This window comes from Lysobacter solisilvae (assembly GCF_016613535.2).
Lineage (GTDB): Bacteria > Pseudomonadota > Gammaproteobacteria > Xanthomonadales > Xanthomonadaceae > Agrilutibacter > Agrilutibacter solisilvae.
On the sequence record NZ_CP071518.1, the window covers coordinates 1,957,189 to 1,972,933 of the forward strand.

The following is a 15,745-nucleotide window of genomic DNA, read 5'->3' on the forward strand; positions in this document are numbered from 1 at the left end:
CGCGTGACGTGCAGACAAGGGGCGGGGGGAGGGGGCAAGCGTGTCGGTCGTCACGCTGCCGCGAAATCACGCGGCCTGCGGTTCGGCAGGGCCGATGAGCGGTGGCGCGGCCCGTCACTGCCGCGCGCGCGAGCCCGTCAGGCGCGCCGGACGAACCAGGGAATGCTGGAGCGCGCGAACAGTAGCGAGGCGCCGCCGACATGCAGCAGCAGGGGCAGCAGGCCGAGCAGCTGGACGGAAGTGGACTCCACCGCCAGCAGGGCCGGCAATGCGCGCGCCAGCCCCATCACCACCATCAGCGCGCAGACCCAGCGCGCCCAGTTGTGTCCGCGCCAGATGGCCACCAGCACGCCACCCATGACCAGGAAGCCGATCGACAGCACGGCGTGGATGAGTGTCACCAGCGGCGCGGGCGGGATCCTCTGCAGGATCTGCAGGGAGAACAGCAGCACGCTCGACAGTCCGACCGCCAGCATCAGCACCGCGATCACCACGGTACGGGGTCGGAATGGTGTCGAAGCTTTCATGGCGTCGGTCCGTGCCTCAGGCGTGGCGGGAGGACTGCAGGTCGTATCCGTGCATCGTGGCGGGTGGCGACGACGCGCGGCTGGCCCGACGCCGCGTCATCAGGTCGCGTGCCAGCACCCAGACCACCCACACGTTGACCACCAGCACGCCGACCAGCAGGGCGCCCGGGTGGACGACCAGCGCATACAGGTCGAACGGCAGGTACACGGCCGCGCCGATGCAGCCCAGCCACGAAGCCCACGCGCGACCACGCCACAGGCCCAGCGCCTCGACCAGGCGCATGGCGGCGTAGAGCACGGCGATGCCGGCGGCGAGGTGGATCGAATCGGGATTGAGCGCCTGCGACAGCGTCGCGATGGCTTCGTCGCGGGCGTCCAGGCCCAGCGCGGCGGCGGCGGTGTGGACCCACCCGCGCAGCACCAGCGGGCCGATCATTTCCAGCCCACCGGCGGCCAGCAGGGCGAGCACGCCCTTGAAGAACTCGAACAGCGCGACCGCGTGCAGGCCCGTCCGGGCCTGCGTGGCGGTGGCCGGGACCTCGCACAGGGCGAGGTCCGGCACGGGACCCATCATCGTCACCGCGTCACAGCGTCCGATGCAACGGCGATCAGGCGGCGCGCGAGGCGCGCTTGCGATCGCTTTCGGTGAGGAACTTCTTGCGCAGGCGGATTTCCTTCGGGGTGACTTCGACCAGCTCGTCGTCCTCGATGAAATCCAGCGCCTGCTCCAGCGTGTACTTGATCGCCGGGGTCAGCTTGATCGCGTCGTCCTTGCCCGAGGCGCGCATGTTGGTCAGCGGCTTGGGCTTGATCGCGTTGACGGTGAGATCGTTGTCCTTGGAATGGATGCCGATCAGCTGGCCTTCGTACACCTGGTCGCCTTCAGCGGCGAACAGGCGGCCGCGCTCTTCCAGCGGGCCGAGCGAGTAGGCCGGCGTCGTGCCCGCGGCATTGGCGATCATCACGCCGTTGATGCGCTTGGCGATCGCGCCGGTTTCCTTCGGGCCGTAATGGTCGAACACGTGGAACAGCAGGCCCGAACCCTGCGTCAGGGTGCGGAACTCGTTCTGGAAGCCGATCAGGCCGCGGGCCGGGATCATGTAGTCCAGGCGCACGCGACCCTTGCCGTCGGACTCCATGTTCTTCAGCTGGCCCTTGCGGGTGCCCAGTTTTTCCATGACGCCGCCCTGGTGCTGCTCTTCGATGTCGACCACCAGCTGTTCGATCGGCTCCATCAGCTTGCCGTCGATTTCCTTGATGATGACTTCCGGACGCGACACCGCCAGCTCGAAGCCTTCGCGGCGCATGTTCTCGATCAGCACCGACAGGTGCAGCTCGCCGCGGCCGGAGACCAGGAACTTGTCCGGGTCGGAACCTTCTTCAACCTTCAGCGCCACGTTGTGCAGCGTCTCGCGCTCCAGGCGCTCGCGCAGCTGGCGGCTGGTGAGGAACTTGCCGCCGCTCAGGTCCTTGTTGCCGGCGAACGGGGAATTGTTCACCTGGAAGGTCATGCTGATCGTCGGCTCGTCCACGGTCAGCGCCGGCAGCGCTTCCGGGGCGTCCAGCGCGCAGACGGTGTCGGAGATCGACAGGTCGGCGACGCCCGAGATGGCGACGATGTCGCCGGCCCCGGCTTCCTCAGCCTCGATGCGCTCCAGGCCCATGAAGCCGAGCACCTGCAGGACCTTGCCCTGGCGCTTCTTGCCTTCACGGTCGATCACGCTCACCGGCATGTTGCGGCGGACCTTGCCGCGCTGGATGCGGCCGATGCCGATCAGGCCGACGAAGTTGCTGTAGTCCAGCTGGCTGATGCGCATCTGGAACGGGCCGTCCTCGTCCACCTGCGGCGGCGCGACGTGCTTCATGATCGCTTCGTAGAGCGGGGTCATGTCGCCGTCGCGCGCGCTGTCGTCGAGGCTGGCGTAGCCGTGCAGCGCCGAGGCGTACACGATCGGGAAGTCGAGCTGCTCGTTGGTCGCGCCGAGCTTGTCGAACAGGTCGAACACCTGGTCGATCACCCAGTCCGGACGCGCGCCGGGGCGGTCGATCTTGTTGACCACCACGATCGGCTTGAAGCCCATCGCGAAGGCCTTCTGCGTCACGAAGCGCGTCTGCGGCATCGGGCCGTCCATCGCGTCGACGAGGATCAGCACGGAGTCCACCATCGACAGCACGCGCTCGACCTCGCCGCCGAAGTCGGCGTGGCCCGGGGTGTCGACGATGTTGATGCGGTTGCCCTGCCAGGTGATGGCGGTGTTCTTGGCCAGGATCGTGATGCCACGTTCCTTTTCCTGGTCATTGCTGTCCATCGCGCGCTCGGCCAGCACCGTGCGTTCGGACAGGGTGCCCGACTGCTTGAGCAGGCAGTCGACTAGGGTGGTCTTGCCATGGTCGACGTGGGCGACGATGGCGATATTGCGCAGGCGTTCAATGGACATGCGGGGATGGGCACCGGGGAACGGCGCCTGGGCAGCGGAAGGAAGCCGAAAATTATAGCCCGGACCGGGTACCCGCGTCCCGTCTCCCCGGCGGCCTGCGGTATCCTTCCCTGAATGTCCCGGCCCGAGGCCCTCCCATGACGCGCATCCGGACCGGATGGAAGCCGCCCCTGTGGCTGCTGGCGGTCGACGCGGTCGGTATCGTCCTGTTGGGCCTGGGCCTGTTCATGCAGTACAACCCGCAGGCCCCGCTGGCCCAGGGTGCGCTGGCGGTGCTGAGGCTGCCCCTGCTCGTGGCCGGTGGTGCGGCCTGCCTGCTGGGTGCGCTCGCGGCCGCCTGGCTGGCCGTGGCCCACCTGCGCCAGGTGTCCTGAACAGGCCGTCGGCTACATGCTTCCCGCTGTCCCGGGCCGCGCCGAGCTGAATGGTGCGCCCAGTTCCAACCATCCCCCGCAAGGAGTATCCCGATGTCCCTGATTGCCAATTTCGAGACCGACCGCGGCCTGATCCGCGTCGAACTGGCCGCCGACAAGGCGCCCCTGACCGTCGCCAACTTCGTCAACCTGGCCCAGCGCGGCTATTACGACGGCCTGAAGTTCCACCGCGTCATCAACGATTTCATGGTCCAGGGTGGCTGCCCGCTGGGCACCGGCACCGGCGGCCCGGGCTACAAGTTCGAGGACGAGGCCAACAACGGCCTGGGCCACGAGCGCGGCGTGCTGTCGATGGCCAATGCCGGCCCGAACACCAACGGCAGCCAGTTCTTCATCACCCACGTGCCCTGCGGCTGGCTGGACGGCAAGCACACCGTCTTCGGCAAGGTCCTGGAAGGCATGGACGTGGTGGACAACATCAAGCAGAGCGACCACATCAACAAGATCCGCATCGAAGGCGACGCCGACGCCGCCCTGGCCGCCAAGGCCGACCGCGTGGCCGAGTGGAACCGGATCCTGGCCGCCTGATTCGCGGCCTGGTCAGCGGTAAAGATCAGCGGTAGCGATCAGCTCCGACGATCCGCGGTAACCAGACGGGGCGCCCTGCGGCGCCCCGTCTGCATTTCCGGTCCCGGCGGCGCGCGCTTCAGTTGGCGCCCTGGTTGAACCGCATCCCGTCCAGCATCGCGTTGACCGAGGCCACGTCGCGGCCGTGGTAGTGCTCCTTGGGCGCCATCCATACCAGCACCGTCAGGCGGCCCTCGCGCTCGGCCACGGCCGCGGTCCCTTCGTAGATCAGGCCATCGGGGTTGGTCATGCGCAGGTCGAAGCGCACGCCTTCCACCGTGCCGAAGCGATGCGGCCGCAGGCCGCTGGCGTCCACGCCCACCCATTGCTGGTCGGCCAGCCCATCCACCACGAGCTGCTGCAGTTCATCCAGCCGCATGCCCACGCGGTACCACGGGCCGTCCGGACGCGAGCGCCGCTCGCGCGCGAGCTGGAACACGTGCTCGCCAGGCTTGACCCGGGAATACACCAGCAGCCGGTTCAGCAGCACCCCGTCGACGGTCCACAGTTCCTGGCGGTGCGACTTGATGCGCGCCCAGTCGAGCGGCGTCTCCAGCGTCATGTCGAACACCTCGGTCTCGCCCTTGACCTGCAGCCGGCCCCCCGGCCCCGAGGCGCAGGCCGCGAGCAGGGCGAATACGAGCGACAGCAGCAGCGCGCGAGCGCGCGGGGTGGTCAACATCATCGGGGAGACTCCATCCGGGTCACGTAATGCTGCACCACGGCCGCGTCGTCGGCCTGGGGCGCCAGGGTGAGGTAGCGGCGCAGCGACACGACGGCCGCGGCGGTCTGGCCTTTCTCGCGCAGCTGCATGCCGTGTTCGCGCCAGGCCGCGGGCGGCGCGCCGGGCTGCGTGGTGGCGCGCGCGAACAGCGTCGCGGCCCGGGCGGCGTCGTCCTTGTGGTTGCGGCGGCGGTGGGCCTCGCCGAGGTAATAGGTGTAGAGGCCCTTGTACTCGGGCGCCGCGTCGGCCTCCAGCTCGGTGAACACCTGCACGGTCATGTCGTAGGTGCGGCGGGAGAGCTCGCCGGCCATCCATTTTTCCTGGAAGGGCGCCATCGCGGCGCGGTACTCGGCCAAGTGCGTGATGGCGGTGCCGGACGCCGGAATCGCCGCCGCCGCGGCGCGGATGTCGGCGATGCGTTCTTCGCTCTGCGGGTGGCTGGCGAACACCACGCGGTTGCGATGGGTGCGGTCGGCCTGTTCCTCGCGGCGCAGCCGTTCCCAGACGCGCACGCCGGCCTGCGGGTCGTAGCCCTGCGCGACCGCCGTGGCGAAGCCCAGCGCGTCGGCCTCGCGCTCGTTGTCGCGCGACTGCTTGAACAGCGTGCCGATCCCGCCCAGTGCCGCCAGCTCACCGGCGATGGGCACGCCGAAGGTCAGCGTCACCAGCCCGAAGGTATTGAGGAACGCGCTGGTGCGCTTGGCCGAGTTCCAGCCCTCCAGCGAGTGCCGGGCCTTGTAGTGGGCGAACTCGTGGCCCAGCACCACCGCCAGTTCCGACTCGTCGCGCATGCGCAGCAGCGCGCCGGTGAACAGCAGGGTGGCGCCGTTGGGGGCCATCGATGCGTTGAACACCGGCACGTCGACGATGTAGACGCGCATCTCCTTGCAATGGGGGCCGGCCACCTTGCACACCACGTCTTCCACGTAGGCCTGCAGGGAGGCGTCGCGCACGACATAGGGCGACTGGCGGATCTGCTTTTCCGCCTGGTCCATGCCGTACCACAGCTCGGCCTCGGTCGTGCCGGGGGCGGGGCGCTGGCCCGGTTGCAGGTGGGCCAGCGGCGGCGCCGCGCCGGCCGTGCCGGCGAAGAAGAGGGACAGCGCAAGGCTCAGTTTCCGGACCATGGCGATCTACCTGCGTGACCTGGGACGGGCACCACTGACAGGGTCAGTGGCGGTGTCGCCGCGTGCCCCGGGAACATCGGCGTCACGAGGGCATTCTCGGACGGGCAGGGCAGGAATGCGTGATTTACAGCGGCAGTTTCCGCAGCATTCGCTGAACCGTTTCCTCGGCGCCCTTCTGGTCGCGCAGGTCGCCGGACTGGTTGGCCAGCAGGTTGTACCAGACGACCTGGCCGGTCCGCAGATCGACCAGGGTCGCCACGCCCACCTAGGCGCCGCCCCCGATGTCCATGTAGCCGCCCAGCGCCACCCCGACGACGATGCCCAGCACGCGCAGGGCCGTGCGGCCGCTGCTGGCGTAACTGTCGCGGACATAGGTGAACAGGGCGTAGTCCGCGCCCGTGGCCTCGCGCAGCGCCGCCACGCCCGGACCCAGGCTCCAGTCCATCCGGCTGCGGCCGTGGCTGTCGCGCTTGGTGGCCAGGCCACTGCCGCCGACCGTGTACTGCGTGATGCTGATCGCCACCGCCTGGTTCAGGCGCAGGATCTGGCCCAGCTGGGAGGCCGGATCCAGGTCGTCGGCGACGTCGTAATCCGGCTTGAGCTCCACGTTGCGCCCCCGCCAGCTGGGCGTGCACCTGCTGCGGGAAAAGTCTGCGCGCGGCCTCGGACCATTCCCGGCGCGGCTCCTGCATGCCGCCGGCGGTCAGCAGGGACAGTTCGATGTCCGGTTCGACCAGCACGATGCTGCCGTCCACGCGGACCAGATGGCCACCGCTGTCGGTGGCGATCCGGGTGCGGTTGGCGGCGTCGGCCGGGGCTGCCGGCAGGCACAGGGCCAGCGCGAGCGCGATGCCTGCGCCGAAGGCCAGGAAGGGACGCCCCGTGCGTCCGCGGAACACTGCATTCATGCGAGCTCTCCCCCGGAAGGACCCGTCAGCGCGGCGTGCGGCCCGGGTATTCCGGGCCTGGGCCCGGGGCTTATAACCCAGGACGCAGGCTGCGATGCCGCAGCCGCGCCGCTACAATACCCCCGCTCCCCCATCAGGTCAATGTCAATGCCCCAGCTTGCCCGGCGCATCGGTCGCGCCAAGCCCAGCGCGATCATGCAGGTGGCCGAAAAGGCCAAGCGTCTCAAGGCCGAAGGTCGCGACATCATCAGCTTCTCGATCGGTGTCCCCAACTTCCTCCCGGGCGAGCACGTCTACGCCGCCGCGCGCGAGGCGCTGCAGAAGGACAGCGGCCAGTACGGCAGCAACCGCGGCAGCGACGCACTGCTCGACGCCTTCCTCGCGCACATGCACAAGATCGGCCTGGATGGCTACGGCAAGGTCAACATCGCCACCGGCATCGGCGCCAAGCACGTGATCTACAACCTGGCCGAAGCGCTGCTGGACGAGGGCGACACCATCGCCTTCCCGACGCCGTACTGGACCAGCTACCTCGACATCGCCGAGATCGTCGACGCCAAGATCGACCTGCTGCCGTGCCCGCCGTCGCAGGACTACAAGGTCACCCCGGCCCAGCTCGACGCCGCACTGGCGAAGAAGCCCAAGGTGTTCCTGTTCAACAATCCGTCGAACCCGACCGGCATGGTCTATTCGAAGGAAGAGATCACCGCGCTGGCCGACGTCGTGGCCAAGTATCCGGACACCTGGATCATCACCGACGACATCTACAACCGCATGGTGTTCGACGAGGTCGGCTACCACAACTTCGTGCACGTCCGCCCGGAGCTGCGCGACCGCGTGATCTTCATCGACTCGCTGTCCAAGACCTACGGCATGCCCGGCTGGCGCGTGGGCTTCATGGCCGGTCCCGAAGCGGTCGCCCAGGCGATCGTGACGATGAACTCCAACCACATCACCAACCTGCCCGAAGTCACCACCGCCGCCGCGGTCGCCGCGATGTGCGGCCCGCAGGACGTGCCGACGCAGAAGAACGCCGAGTTCCAGGCCAAGCGCGACCAGGTGATGGACGTGATGAGCTCGCTCAAGGGCGTGGTCTGCCCGCGTCCGCAGGGCGCCTTCTACGTGTTCCCGGACATCTCGGTGGCCTTCGGCAAGACCCACGGCCCGAGCGGCAGGAAGGTCGAGAACGACGTCGACTTCTGCAACATGCTGCTGGAAACCAAGGGCGTGGCCTGCGTGCCGGGCTCGGCCTTCGGTGAACCGCGCGCGCTGCGCATCAGCTACACCTGCCCGACCCCGCAGCTGGCCCCGGGCCTGCAGCGATTCGCCGAGTTCTTCAACGAGCTGGCCTGAGCACAGGGCGGGTCCCGACCCGCCGTGCTGCACCCGTACACCGCAGGGGTGGGCCCAGGCCCACCCGCGTCGTCTTCCCCGGCGCCCGCGGCTTTTTCGAATCACCCGTCACGAATCCCGAACCACGGAGTCCCCATGAAAACCCCCGTCCGCGTTGCAGTCACCGGCGCCGCCGGCCAGATCGGCTACGCCCTGCTGTTCCGCATCGCCTCCGGCGAAATGCTCGGCAAGGACCAGCCCGTCATCCTGCAGATGCTCGAGCTGCCGATGGAAAAGGCCCAGGCCGCGCTCAAGGGCGTGATGATGGAGCTGGAGGACTGCGCGTTCCCGCTGCTGGCCGGCATGGTCGGCACCGATGACCCGAAGGTCGCCTTCAAGGACGCCGACTACGCGCTGCTGGTCGGCGCGATGCCGCGCGGCCCGGGCATGGAGCGCAAGGACCTGCTGCTCAAGAACGCCGAGATCTTCACCGTGCAGGGCAAGGCCCTGAACGAAGTCGCCTCGCGCAACGTCAAGGTGCTGGTCGTCGGCAACCCGGCCAACACCAACGCCTACATCGCCATGAAGTCGGCGCCGGACCTGCCGGCGAAGAATTTCACCGCGATGCTGCGCCTGGACCACAACCGCGCGCTGTCGCAGCTGGCCAGCAAGGCCGGCGTGGCCGTGGCCGACATCGAGAAGATGGTGGTCTGGGGCAACCACAGCCCGACGATGTACCCCGACTACCGCTTCGCGACCGTGAACGGTGCGTCGCTCAAGGACCGCATCAACGACGCCGACTGGAACGCCAACACCTTCATCCCGGTGGTGGGCAAGCGCGGCGCGGCGATCATCGAGGCCCGCGGCCTGTCCTCGGCCGCCTCGGCCGCCAACGCCGCCATCGACCACATGCGCGACTGGGCCCTGGGCACCAACGGCAAGTGGGTGACGATGGGCGTGCCGTCCGACGGCAGCTACGGCATCCCGGAAACGGTGATGTACGGCGTGCCGGTGACCTGCGCCAACGGCGAGTACACCCGCGTGGAAGGCCTGCCGGTCGACGAGTTCAGCCGCGCCGCGATGGACAAGACGCTGGCCGAGCTCGAGGAAGAGCGCGCCGGCGTCGCGCACCTGCTGTAAGCCGGCGCGCAGCTCCTGCCACGCAACAAGACGAAGGCGGCCTCGGCCGCCTTCGTCGTTTCCGGAAGACCATAGGGAGGGTCTCGACCCGCCATCGGGGGAACAAACGTCGGCGCGACCGTTGACCGACGGTTTTCCCAGGCAACTCGCGGCAACGGCATGGCGATGGTGGGCCGAGGCCCACCCTATATGCGGATGGGCCATAGGGCGGGTCTCGACCCGCCATCGCGGGAACAAAGTCGGCGCGACCGTTGACCGACGGTTCTCCCAGACAACCCCTCGCGTCAACGGCAGGGCGATGGTGGGCCAAGGCCCACCCTATGGGGGGCTTTCCACCGGCTCTTCGAGTTCCAGCAAGCTATGCGGATTCTGCAGCTCCCGCTGCAGCGTCTCCCGATCCAGTTCGTTCTCCCACCGCGCCACGACGATCGTCGCCACGCCGTTGCCGATCAGGTTGGTCAGCGCGCGCGCCTCGCTCATGAACCGGTCGATGCCCAGGATCAGCGCCAGCCCCGCGACCGGCACCGACGGCACCACGGCGAGCGTCGCCGCCAGCGTGATGAACCCCGCGCCGGTGACGCCCGACGCACCCTTGGAGGTCAGCATCGCCACCGCGAGCAGGGTGATCTCCTGGGTCAGCGTGAGATCCACGTCCAGCGCCTGCGCGACGAAGATCGCCGCCATCGTCAGGTAGATGTTGGTCCCGTCCAGGTTGAACGAATATCCGCTGGGCACGACCAGCCCCACCACCGGGCGCGAACAGCCCAGGCGCTCGAGCTTGCGCATCAGCGGCACCAGGGCCGACTCGGACGACGAGGTGCCCAGCACCAGCAGCAGTTCGTCGCGGATGTAGCGGATGAACTTGAGGATGCTGAAGCCGGTGAGCCGCGCGATCGCGCCCAGCACGATCAGCACGAACAGCGCGCAGGTCAGGTAGAAGCTGCCCATCAGCTTGGCCAGCGGCCCCAGCGCGTCGACGCCGTACTTGCCGATGGTGAAGGCCATCGCCGCGCCCGCGCCGATCGGCGCCAGCTTCATGATGATCCCCATCATCCCGAAGAACACCTTCGAGGCCGACTCGAACAGCGACACCACCTGGTCGCCCAACCGTCCCAGGCGCAGCAGCGCGAAGCCGAACAACACCGCCAGCAGCAGCACCTGCAGCAGGTCGCCATCGGCGGTGAAGGCGTCGGTGAAGGTCTTGGGGATGATGTGCAGCAGGAACTCGGTGGTGCTGCGTTCCTGCGCGGCCGTCGCGTAGTTGGCCACCGCCGCGGCATCGAGCGTCGCCGGATCGGCATGGAAACCGGCGCCCGGCTTGAGCGTGTTGACCACCAGCAGGCCGATCAGCAGCGCCACGGTCGAGACGACTTCGAAATACAGGATGGCCTTGACGCCCACCCGACCCACCTTCTTCACGTCCGACACGCCCGCGATGCCCAGCACGACCGTGAGGAAGATGATCGGCGCGATCAGCATCTTGATCAGGCCGATGAACCCGTCGCCCAGCGGCTTGAGGGCGACGCCCACGTCCGGAAAGAAGTGGCCGATCGTGCCGCCCACCGCGATCGCGGCCAGCACCCAGAGGTAGAAGCGCGCGCCGGAGGGCCTGGAAGCGGGCAGGGCGGGGGAGTTCGGGGTCATGGGCGGCCGTTGGTAGTGAGGACCGGATCGGCAAACCCTGACCGGCAAGCCGCGATGGTAGCGGGTACTGCCTCCCCGCTATGCGGGACCCTCCGTAGCCCGGGCTTTCAGCCGCGAAGCTGGTCAAGCGAAGCGCACCCGGGGCTCTCCGGACAAATCGTCCGCCCCCCACTTTGCCGAAGCTGCCATCCGTGGCCACCGCACAGGCCTCGCCAGGGCTGCCGGGACGCCGGCCGCCCGCGCGGCATCATTTCCGCCGCAGGCGAGCCGTCTCGCGGGCGGCTAAAATGTCCTGTCCACCAGGAGCCCCCATGACCTCGAAGCTCTCCGCCGGCGCCCGCTTCCGCGCCGCCGTCCAGGAAGAAACCCCGCTGCAGGTGATGGGCGCCATTACCGCCTACGCCGGCCTGATGGCCAAGCGCGTGGGCTACAAGGCCCTGTACCTGTCCGGCGGCGGTGTCGCCGCCAATTCGCTGGGCATGCCGGACCTGGGCATCAGCACCATGGAGGACGTCCTCACCGACGCCCGCCGGATCGTCGACGCCACCCAGATGCCGCTGCTCGTCGACATCGACACCGGCTGGGGCGGCGCCTTCAACATCGGCCGCACCATCCGCTCCTTCATCAACGTCGGCGTCGGCGCCGTCCACATGGAAGACCAGGTTGGCCAGAAGCGCTGCGGCCATCGGCCCGGCAAGGAAGTGGTCACCCGCGAGGAAATGGTCGACCGCATCAAGGCCGCCGTCGATGCGCGCACCGACGACAGCTTCGTGATCATGGCCCGCACCGACGCCGCCGCCGTGGAAGGCATCGACGCGGCGATCGAGCGCGCCGTGGCCTACGTCGAGGCCGGCGCCGACATGATCTTCCCCGAGGCGATGCAGACGCTCGGCGACTACCGCCGGTTCAAGGCCGCGGTGAAGGTGCCGATCCTGGCCAACCTCACCGAGTTCGGTTCCACGCCGTTCTTCACCACCGACGAACTGCGCCAGGCCAACGTCGACATCGCCCTGTACTGCTGCGGCGCCTATCGCGCCATGAACAAGGCCGCGCTCAACTTCTACGAAACCGTGCGCCGCGAGGGCACGCAGAAGAACCTCATCGACACCCTGCAGTCGCGCGCCGACCTCTACGATTACCTGGGCTACCACGCCTACGAGGACAAGCTCGACGCGCTGTTCTCCCAGAACAAGTAACGGCACGGCACGGCCCGCCGGAAGGCGGCCGGGCCGGCGCAGCTTCAAGTCAGATGACGCACGCGGCAACTGACGCGCAAGACACATGACGCGGCCCGCAGAAGCCGCGCATCCCCACAGGAATGATCCACGCGAGGAGTTTTCCGATGTCCGACACGACCCCCGTACTTCCCAAGGTCAAGAAATCAGTCGCCCTGAGCGGCACCGCCGCGGGCAATACCGCGCTGTGCACCGTCGGCCGCAGCGGCAACGACCTGCACTACCGCGGCTACGACATCCACGACCTCGCCACGCGCTCGACCTTCGAGGAAGTCGCCCACCTGCTGGTACACGGCGCGCTGCCCACCCAGAGCCAGCTCGGCGCCTACCGCACCAAGCTCAAGCGCCTGCGCGGCCTGCCGGCCATCGTCACCGAAGCCCTTGAACTGGTGCCGGCCAACGCCCACCCGATGGATGTGCTGCGCACCGGCTGCTCGGTGATGGGCACCGTGCTGCCCGAGCGCGAAGGCCACCCGGCCTCCGAGGCGCGCGACATCGCCGACAAGCTCATCGCCAGCTTCGGCTCGATGCTGCTGTACTGGTGGCACTTCACCCGCAACGGCCGCCGCATCGAGGTCGAGACCAACGACGACTCCGTCGCGGCCCACTTCCTGCACCTGCTGCACGGCGAGAAGCCCAGCAAGCTGCACGCCGACTCGCTCGACAAGTCGCTGATCCTCTACGCCGAGCACGAGTTCAACGCGTCCACCTTCACCGCCCGCGTCATCGCCGGCACCGGCAGCGACCTGCACTCCTGCCTCACCGGTGCCATCGGCGCCCTGCGCGGACCCAAGCACGGCGGCGCCAATGAAGTGGCGATGGACATCATCAGCCGCTACACCAGCGCCGACGAGGCCGAGGCCGACATTCGCGCGCGCATGGAGAAGAAGGAAATCATCATCGGCTTCGGCCACCCGGTCTACACCATCGGCGATCCGCGCAACCCCATCATCAAGGAACTCTCGCGAAAGCTGTGCGCCGAGGGCGGCAACCAGACGCTGTTCGACGTGTCCGAGCGCATCGAGACGCTGATGATGGACACCAAGAAGATGTTCCCGAACCTCGACTGGTACAGCGCGTCGGCTTACCACATGATGGGCATCCCGACCCCGATGTTCACGCCCCTGTTCGTGATCGCCCGCACCACCGGCTGGAGCGCGCACGTGATCGAACAGCGCGAGGACGGCAAGATCATCCGCCCGAGCGCGAACTACACGGGACCGGAAGATCGGGAGTACGTGGAGATTGCCAAGCGCTGAGTCGCTTCGGATGGACATCACAGGCCGCCTTCGGGCGGCCTTTTTCTTGGAGGGTTGAGCCCAGGCGCCTCGCCGCTTTGGCATGGCGATGGCGGGTCAAGACCCGCCCTATTCGGGACGCCCGGATGCGCGAACGCAGTTGCGCAAGTTCGCAGTAGCGGACCCGCAAACGCCGGTTCCATGCACGGCATGAAAAAAGGCCGCGCAATTGCGCGGCCTTCTTCGTTCGTGTCTCAGTTGCCCGGCTCGGGCGGCTGGTAGACGACGCGCGTCGCCACGCATTCCACGTTGGACTCCTTGTGGGGTCCGACCACGGAGGCCAGGTGCAGCGGCGGATCGTAGATGCCCCAGGCCCAGCCGTCGCCATGGGCGAGGTGGGCGGCGAGTGCACTGCTGGAGTTGGCGCCGATCAGGATCCCGAGGAACTGGTCTTCGGTGAACACGATCGTCGAGCCGTTGGGCATGATGAAAGTGCAGAAGCCGGTGGCTTCGCAGTTGGCGCCCAGGTCGCGCGGTCCGCCGATGTTGTGGCAGAGGCGTTTTTCTTCGGTCCCGCCGGCGAGGGCGGCGCCGGCGATCAAGGTCGCGCTGACGGTCAATGCGGCCGTCATCAGTGCTCTTCTGCTTCGGTGGTTCATGGCAATCCCCTTGGGTAGGGTGGCGGGAACTCGGCTAGATGCGGCATCGCGGTCGCTTCTGTCGCACCCTTCACGCTGCCAGAGCGGGCGCGGTCGAACTATTCCACTAAGGGGGTAGATCTCACTCCGATGGGGGATGAGGCGCCTGACGACGACACCAGTGCATAGGGCGGGTCTCGACCCGCCGCCGTGGACGCCCGGCCGCATCGATCCGGCTTCCGTCCCGCCATTCGGCATTACGTGCGTCGAAGTGAGCGATCGACTGGGCAGGCCTGCGGGAGCGATCTGGCGAGCGTGCGTGAGCACGGCCGATGGCGACGATGGCGGGTCGAGTCCCGGCGCATCGCCGCATTGGCATGGCGGTGGCGGGTCGAGACCCGCCCTATTCGTGACGCGGACTGCCAGGTGCAGCGCATAGGGCGGGTCTCGACCCGCCGCCGTGAGCGCCGTAGTCCGGCTTAGCGCGGCGCACCGGGAGACGTCGCGGAGAACTGGCCGGAGAGCCAGGTGCGCTTGGCTTGACCAGCTTCGCTGTTGAAGGCCCGGGCTACGTGCCTGGCGGATTCCCGGTTCGCAGCGCGCCGCGGCGCGTTCAATGCCTACCGCGGGTGCCCGTTGCCGGTGGCGCGCCAATGCCCCGCCGCGTGCGGCCGTCCGAACAGGAAGCCCTGGCCGTAGGTGCAGCCCATGTCGATCAAGGCCTGCCGCTGTGCCGGGGTTTCGATGCCTTCGGCGACCACGTCCAAGCCCAGCGATCCGGTCAGCGCGATCACCGCTTCCACGATCGCGCGGCTGCGCTGCGTGTCCTCGCCGCCCAGCGGCTCCACGAAGGAACGGTCGATCTTGATCATCTTCAGCGGGAAGCGGTGGATGTAGCCCAGGCTGGAATAGCCCGTGCCGAAATCGTCCAGGGCGATCTGCACGCCGGCCGCGTGCAGGTGGTGCAGCACGCGCGTCACCGCTTCGGGGTCACCCAACAGCGTGCCTTCGGTCACTTCGATGCGCAGTTGGGCCGGGTTGAAGCCGGTCTGCGCGGTCAGTGCCAGCAGGCGAGGGGCGAAGTCCTCGTTGCGGAAATGGCGCGGGGAGATGTTGAGGGTGATGAAGCCGCCGTCGCGCACCAGCGCCGTCGCCGCGGTGCAGGCCAGGCGGTACATGTGCCAGTCGATGTCCTCGATCATGCCGCTGTCCTCGGCGACCTGGAGGAAGTCGGCCGGCAGCAGCAGTCCGCGTTCGGGATGCTGCCAGCGGATCAGGGCCTCGTAGCCGACGGTGTGGCCGTCGACCAGGCACACGATCGGCTGGAAGAACGGTTCGAACTCGTCGTTGGCCAGCGCACTGCGCAACTGGCGCTCCAGCTCCAGGATGTCCAGCGCGGTCTGCTGCAGCGAGTCGTCGAACAGCACGAAGCGCTGCCGGCCCGCGTCCTTGGCCCGGTACAGGGCGATGTCGGCGTCGTGCAGGATGCGGTCGATGTGCTGGTGGCGCGCTTCGCTCACCGCGATCCCGATGCTGGCCGACAGCTGCAGTTCGCGGCCGGCCACCTGCAGCGGCGCGCCCAGCGCGCGCTGGATGCGCTGGGCGACCTTGCACGCGTCCTGCGGGGTGGCGCATTCCTCCAGCAGGATGGCGAACTCGTCGCCGGACAGGCGGGCGACGATGTCCGGCTCGCGCACGCACTGCTGCAGGCGGGTGGCGACCGCGTGCAGCACCTCGTCGCCGGCCAGGTGGCCCAGGCTGTCGTTGAACAGCTTGAAGCGGTCCACGTCCAA

The 15,745-nt window shown here is 68.2% G+C and carries 16 protein-coding genes; 6 read left to right on the plus strand and 10 right to left on the minus strand.

The window, feature by feature from the left end:
* Positions 1-137 precede the first annotated feature (137 nt).
* From I8J32_RS08660 to typA, 3 genes are read right to left on the minus strand one after another with little or no spacing between them, the layout of a single operon-like run.
* Complete coding sequence (locus tag I8J32_RS08660) at positions 138-527, minus strand: hypothetical protein (RefSeq protein ID WP_200610880.1); 390 nt, start codon at positions 525-527, stop codon at positions 138-140.
* Between the two features lie 16 nt (positions 528-543).
* Positions 544-1,089 carry a DUF2127 domain-containing protein gene (locus I8J32_RS08665; protein WP_245156459.1) on the minus strand — a complete coding sequence of 182 codons (546 nt, stop codon included), beginning with the start codon at positions 1,087-1,089 and terminating at the stop codon, positions 544-546.
* A 46-nt stretch (positions 1,090-1,135) separates the two neighbouring features.
* Entirely contained in the window at positions 1,136-2,965 is a 1,830-nt protein-coding gene (typA, locus tag I8J32_RS08670) for a translational GTPase TypA (RefSeq protein ID WP_200610884.1), read from the minus strand.
* Between the two features lie 137 nt (positions 2,966-3,102).
* Here typA and I8J32_RS08675 point away from each other — a divergent pair, with 137 nt between their 5' ends.
* The gene (locus I8J32_RS08675; RefSeq protein ID WP_200610886.1) at positions 3,103-3,339 is read left to right on the plus strand and encodes a hypothetical protein; all 237 of its coding nucleotides are present in this window, start codon (positions 3,103-3,105) and stop codon (positions 3,337-3,339) included.
* Positions 3,340-3,432: 93 nt separating this feature from the next.
* Positions 3,433-3,927: a peptidylprolyl isomerase gene (locus tag I8J32_RS08680; RefSeq protein WP_200610888.1), complete on the plus strand. Its 495-nt coding sequence runs from the start codon at positions 3,433-3,435 to the stop codon at positions 3,925-3,927.
* 118 nt (positions 3,928-4,045) lie between these two features.
* Here the strand turns inward: I8J32_RS08680 and I8J32_RS08685 are convergent, their stop codons facing one another.
* The 4 genes from I8J32_RS08685 to I8J32_RS08695 form a co-directional block, all read right to left on the minus strand.
* Positions 4,046-4,651 carry a hypothetical protein gene (locus tag I8J32_RS08685; protein ID WP_200610890.1) on the minus strand — a complete coding sequence of 202 codons (606 nt, stop codon included), beginning with the start codon at positions 4,649-4,651 and terminating at the stop codon, positions 4,046-4,048.
* A complete protein-coding gene (locus tag I8J32_RS08690) occupies positions 4,648-5,817 on the minus strand; it encodes a M48 family metallopeptidase (protein WP_200610909.1) in 1,170 nt (389 codons plus the stop codon). Before I8J32_RS08690 ends, I8J32_RS08685 begins: the two co-directional genes overlap by 4 nt.
* A gap of 124 nt (positions 5,818-5,941) precedes the next feature.
* Complete coding sequence (locus I8J32_RS17870; RefSeq protein ID WP_284691301.1) at positions 5,942-6,076, minus strand: hypothetical protein; 135 nt, start codon at positions 6,074-6,076, stop codon at positions 5,942-5,944.
* 6 nt (positions 6,077-6,082) lie between these two features.
* Entirely contained in the window at positions 6,083-6,424 is a 342-nt protein-coding gene (locus I8J32_RS08695; RefSeq protein ID WP_207526868.1) for a hypothetical protein, read from the minus strand.
* Positions 6,425-6,872: 448 nt separating this feature from the next.
* Here I8J32_RS08695 and I8J32_RS08700 point away from each other — a divergent pair, with 448 nt between their 5' ends.
* Positions 6,873-8,078, plus strand: a complete 1,206-nt coding sequence (locus tag I8J32_RS08700) for a pyridoxal phosphate-dependent aminotransferase (RefSeq protein ID WP_200610914.1) — start codon at positions 6,873-6,875, stop codon at positions 8,076-8,078.
* A 135-nt stretch (positions 8,079-8,213) separates the two neighbouring features.
* The gene (locus tag I8J32_RS08705) at positions 8,214-9,197 is read left to right on the plus strand and encodes a malate dehydrogenase (RefSeq protein WP_200610916.1); all 984 of its coding nucleotides are present in this window, start codon (positions 8,214-8,216) and stop codon (positions 9,195-9,197) included.
* A gap of 318 nt (positions 9,198-9,515) precedes the next feature.
* Here the strand turns inward: I8J32_RS08705 and I8J32_RS08710 are convergent, their stop codons facing one another.
* Positions 9,516-10,841, minus strand: coding sequence for a dicarboxylate/amino acid:cation symporter (locus tag I8J32_RS08710; protein ID WP_200610918.1), 1,326 nt, complete (start codon positions 10,839-10,841; stop codon positions 9,516-9,518).
* Positions 10,842-11,152: 311 nt separating this feature from the next.
* Between I8J32_RS08710 and prpB the strand changes: the two genes are divergently transcribed.
* The gene (prpB, locus tag I8J32_RS08715; protein ID WP_200610920.1) at positions 11,153-12,037 is read left to right on the plus strand and encodes a methylisocitrate lyase; all 885 of its coding nucleotides are present in this window, start codon (positions 11,153-11,155) and stop codon (positions 12,035-12,037) included.
* 146 nt (positions 12,038-12,183) lie between these two features.
* A complete protein-coding gene (prpC, locus tag I8J32_RS08720) occupies positions 12,184-13,335 on the plus strand; it encodes a bifunctional 2-methylcitrate synthase/citrate synthase (protein ID WP_200610922.1) in 1,152 nt (383 codons plus the stop codon).
* Between the two features lie 233 nt (positions 13,336-13,568).
* Here prpC and I8J32_RS08725 read toward each other — a convergent pair whose 3' ends face one another.
* Both I8J32_RS08725 and I8J32_RS08730 read right to left on the minus strand, forming a co-directional pair.
* Entirely contained in the window at positions 13,569-13,946 is a 378-nt protein-coding gene (locus I8J32_RS08725; RefSeq protein WP_200610924.1) for a hypothetical protein, read from the minus strand.
* Positions 13,947-14,572: 626 nt separating this feature from the next.
* Entirely contained in the window at positions 14,573-15,739 is a 1,167-nt protein-coding gene (locus I8J32_RS08730) for a putative bifunctional diguanylate cyclase/phosphodiesterase (protein WP_207526508.1), read from the minus strand.
* Positions 15,740-15,745 lie beyond the last annotated feature (6 nt).

Excerpts from the sequence above, each read along its gene's own strand:
- I8J32_RS08660 (WP_200610880.1), bottom strand. The coding sequence starts at position 527 with ATGAAAGCTTCGACACCATTCCGACCCCGTACCGTGGTGATCGCGGTG.
- typA (WP_200610884.1), bottom strand. The coding sequence starts at position 2,965 with ATGTCCATTGAACGCCTGCGCAATATCGCCATCGTCGCCCACGTCGAC.
- I8J32_RS08675 (WP_200610886.1), top strand. The coding sequence starts at position 3,103 with ATGACGCGCATCCGGACCGGATGGAAGCCGCCCCTGTGGCTGCTGGCG.
- I8J32_RS08680 (WP_200610888.1), top strand. The coding sequence starts at position 3,433 with ATGTCCCTGATTGCCAATTTCGAGACCGACCGCGGCCTGATCCGCGTC.
- I8J32_RS08685 (WP_200610890.1), bottom strand. The coding sequence starts at position 4,651 with ATGATGTTGACCACCCCGCGCGCTCGCGCGCTGCTGCTGTCGCTCGTA.
- I8J32_RS08690 (WP_200610909.1), bottom strand. The coding sequence starts at position 5,817 with ATGGTCCGGAAACTGAGCCTTGCGCTGTCCCTCTTCTTCGCCGGCACG.
- I8J32_RS08700 (WP_200610914.1), top strand. The coding sequence starts at position 6,873 with ATGCCCCAGCTTGCCCGGCGCATCGGTCGCGCCAAGCCCAGCGCGATC.
- I8J32_RS08705 (WP_200610916.1), top strand. The coding sequence starts at position 8,214 with ATGAAAACCCCCGTCCGCGTTGCAGTCACCGGCGCCGCCGGCCAGATC.
- I8J32_RS08710 (WP_200610918.1), bottom strand. The coding sequence starts at position 10,841 with ATGACCCCGAACTCCCCCGCCCTGCCCGCTTCCAGGCCCTCCGGCGCG.
- prpB (WP_200610920.1), top strand. The coding sequence starts at position 11,153 with ATGACCTCGAAGCTCTCCGCCGGCGCCCGCTTCCGCGCCGCCGTCCAG.
- prpC (WP_200610922.1), top strand. The coding sequence starts at position 12,184 with ATGTCCGACACGACCCCCGTACTTCCCAAGGTCAAGAAATCAGTCGCC.
- I8J32_RS08725 (WP_200610924.1), bottom strand. The coding sequence starts at position 13,946 with ATGACGGCCGCATTGACCGTCAGCGCGACCTTGATCGCCGGCGCCGCC.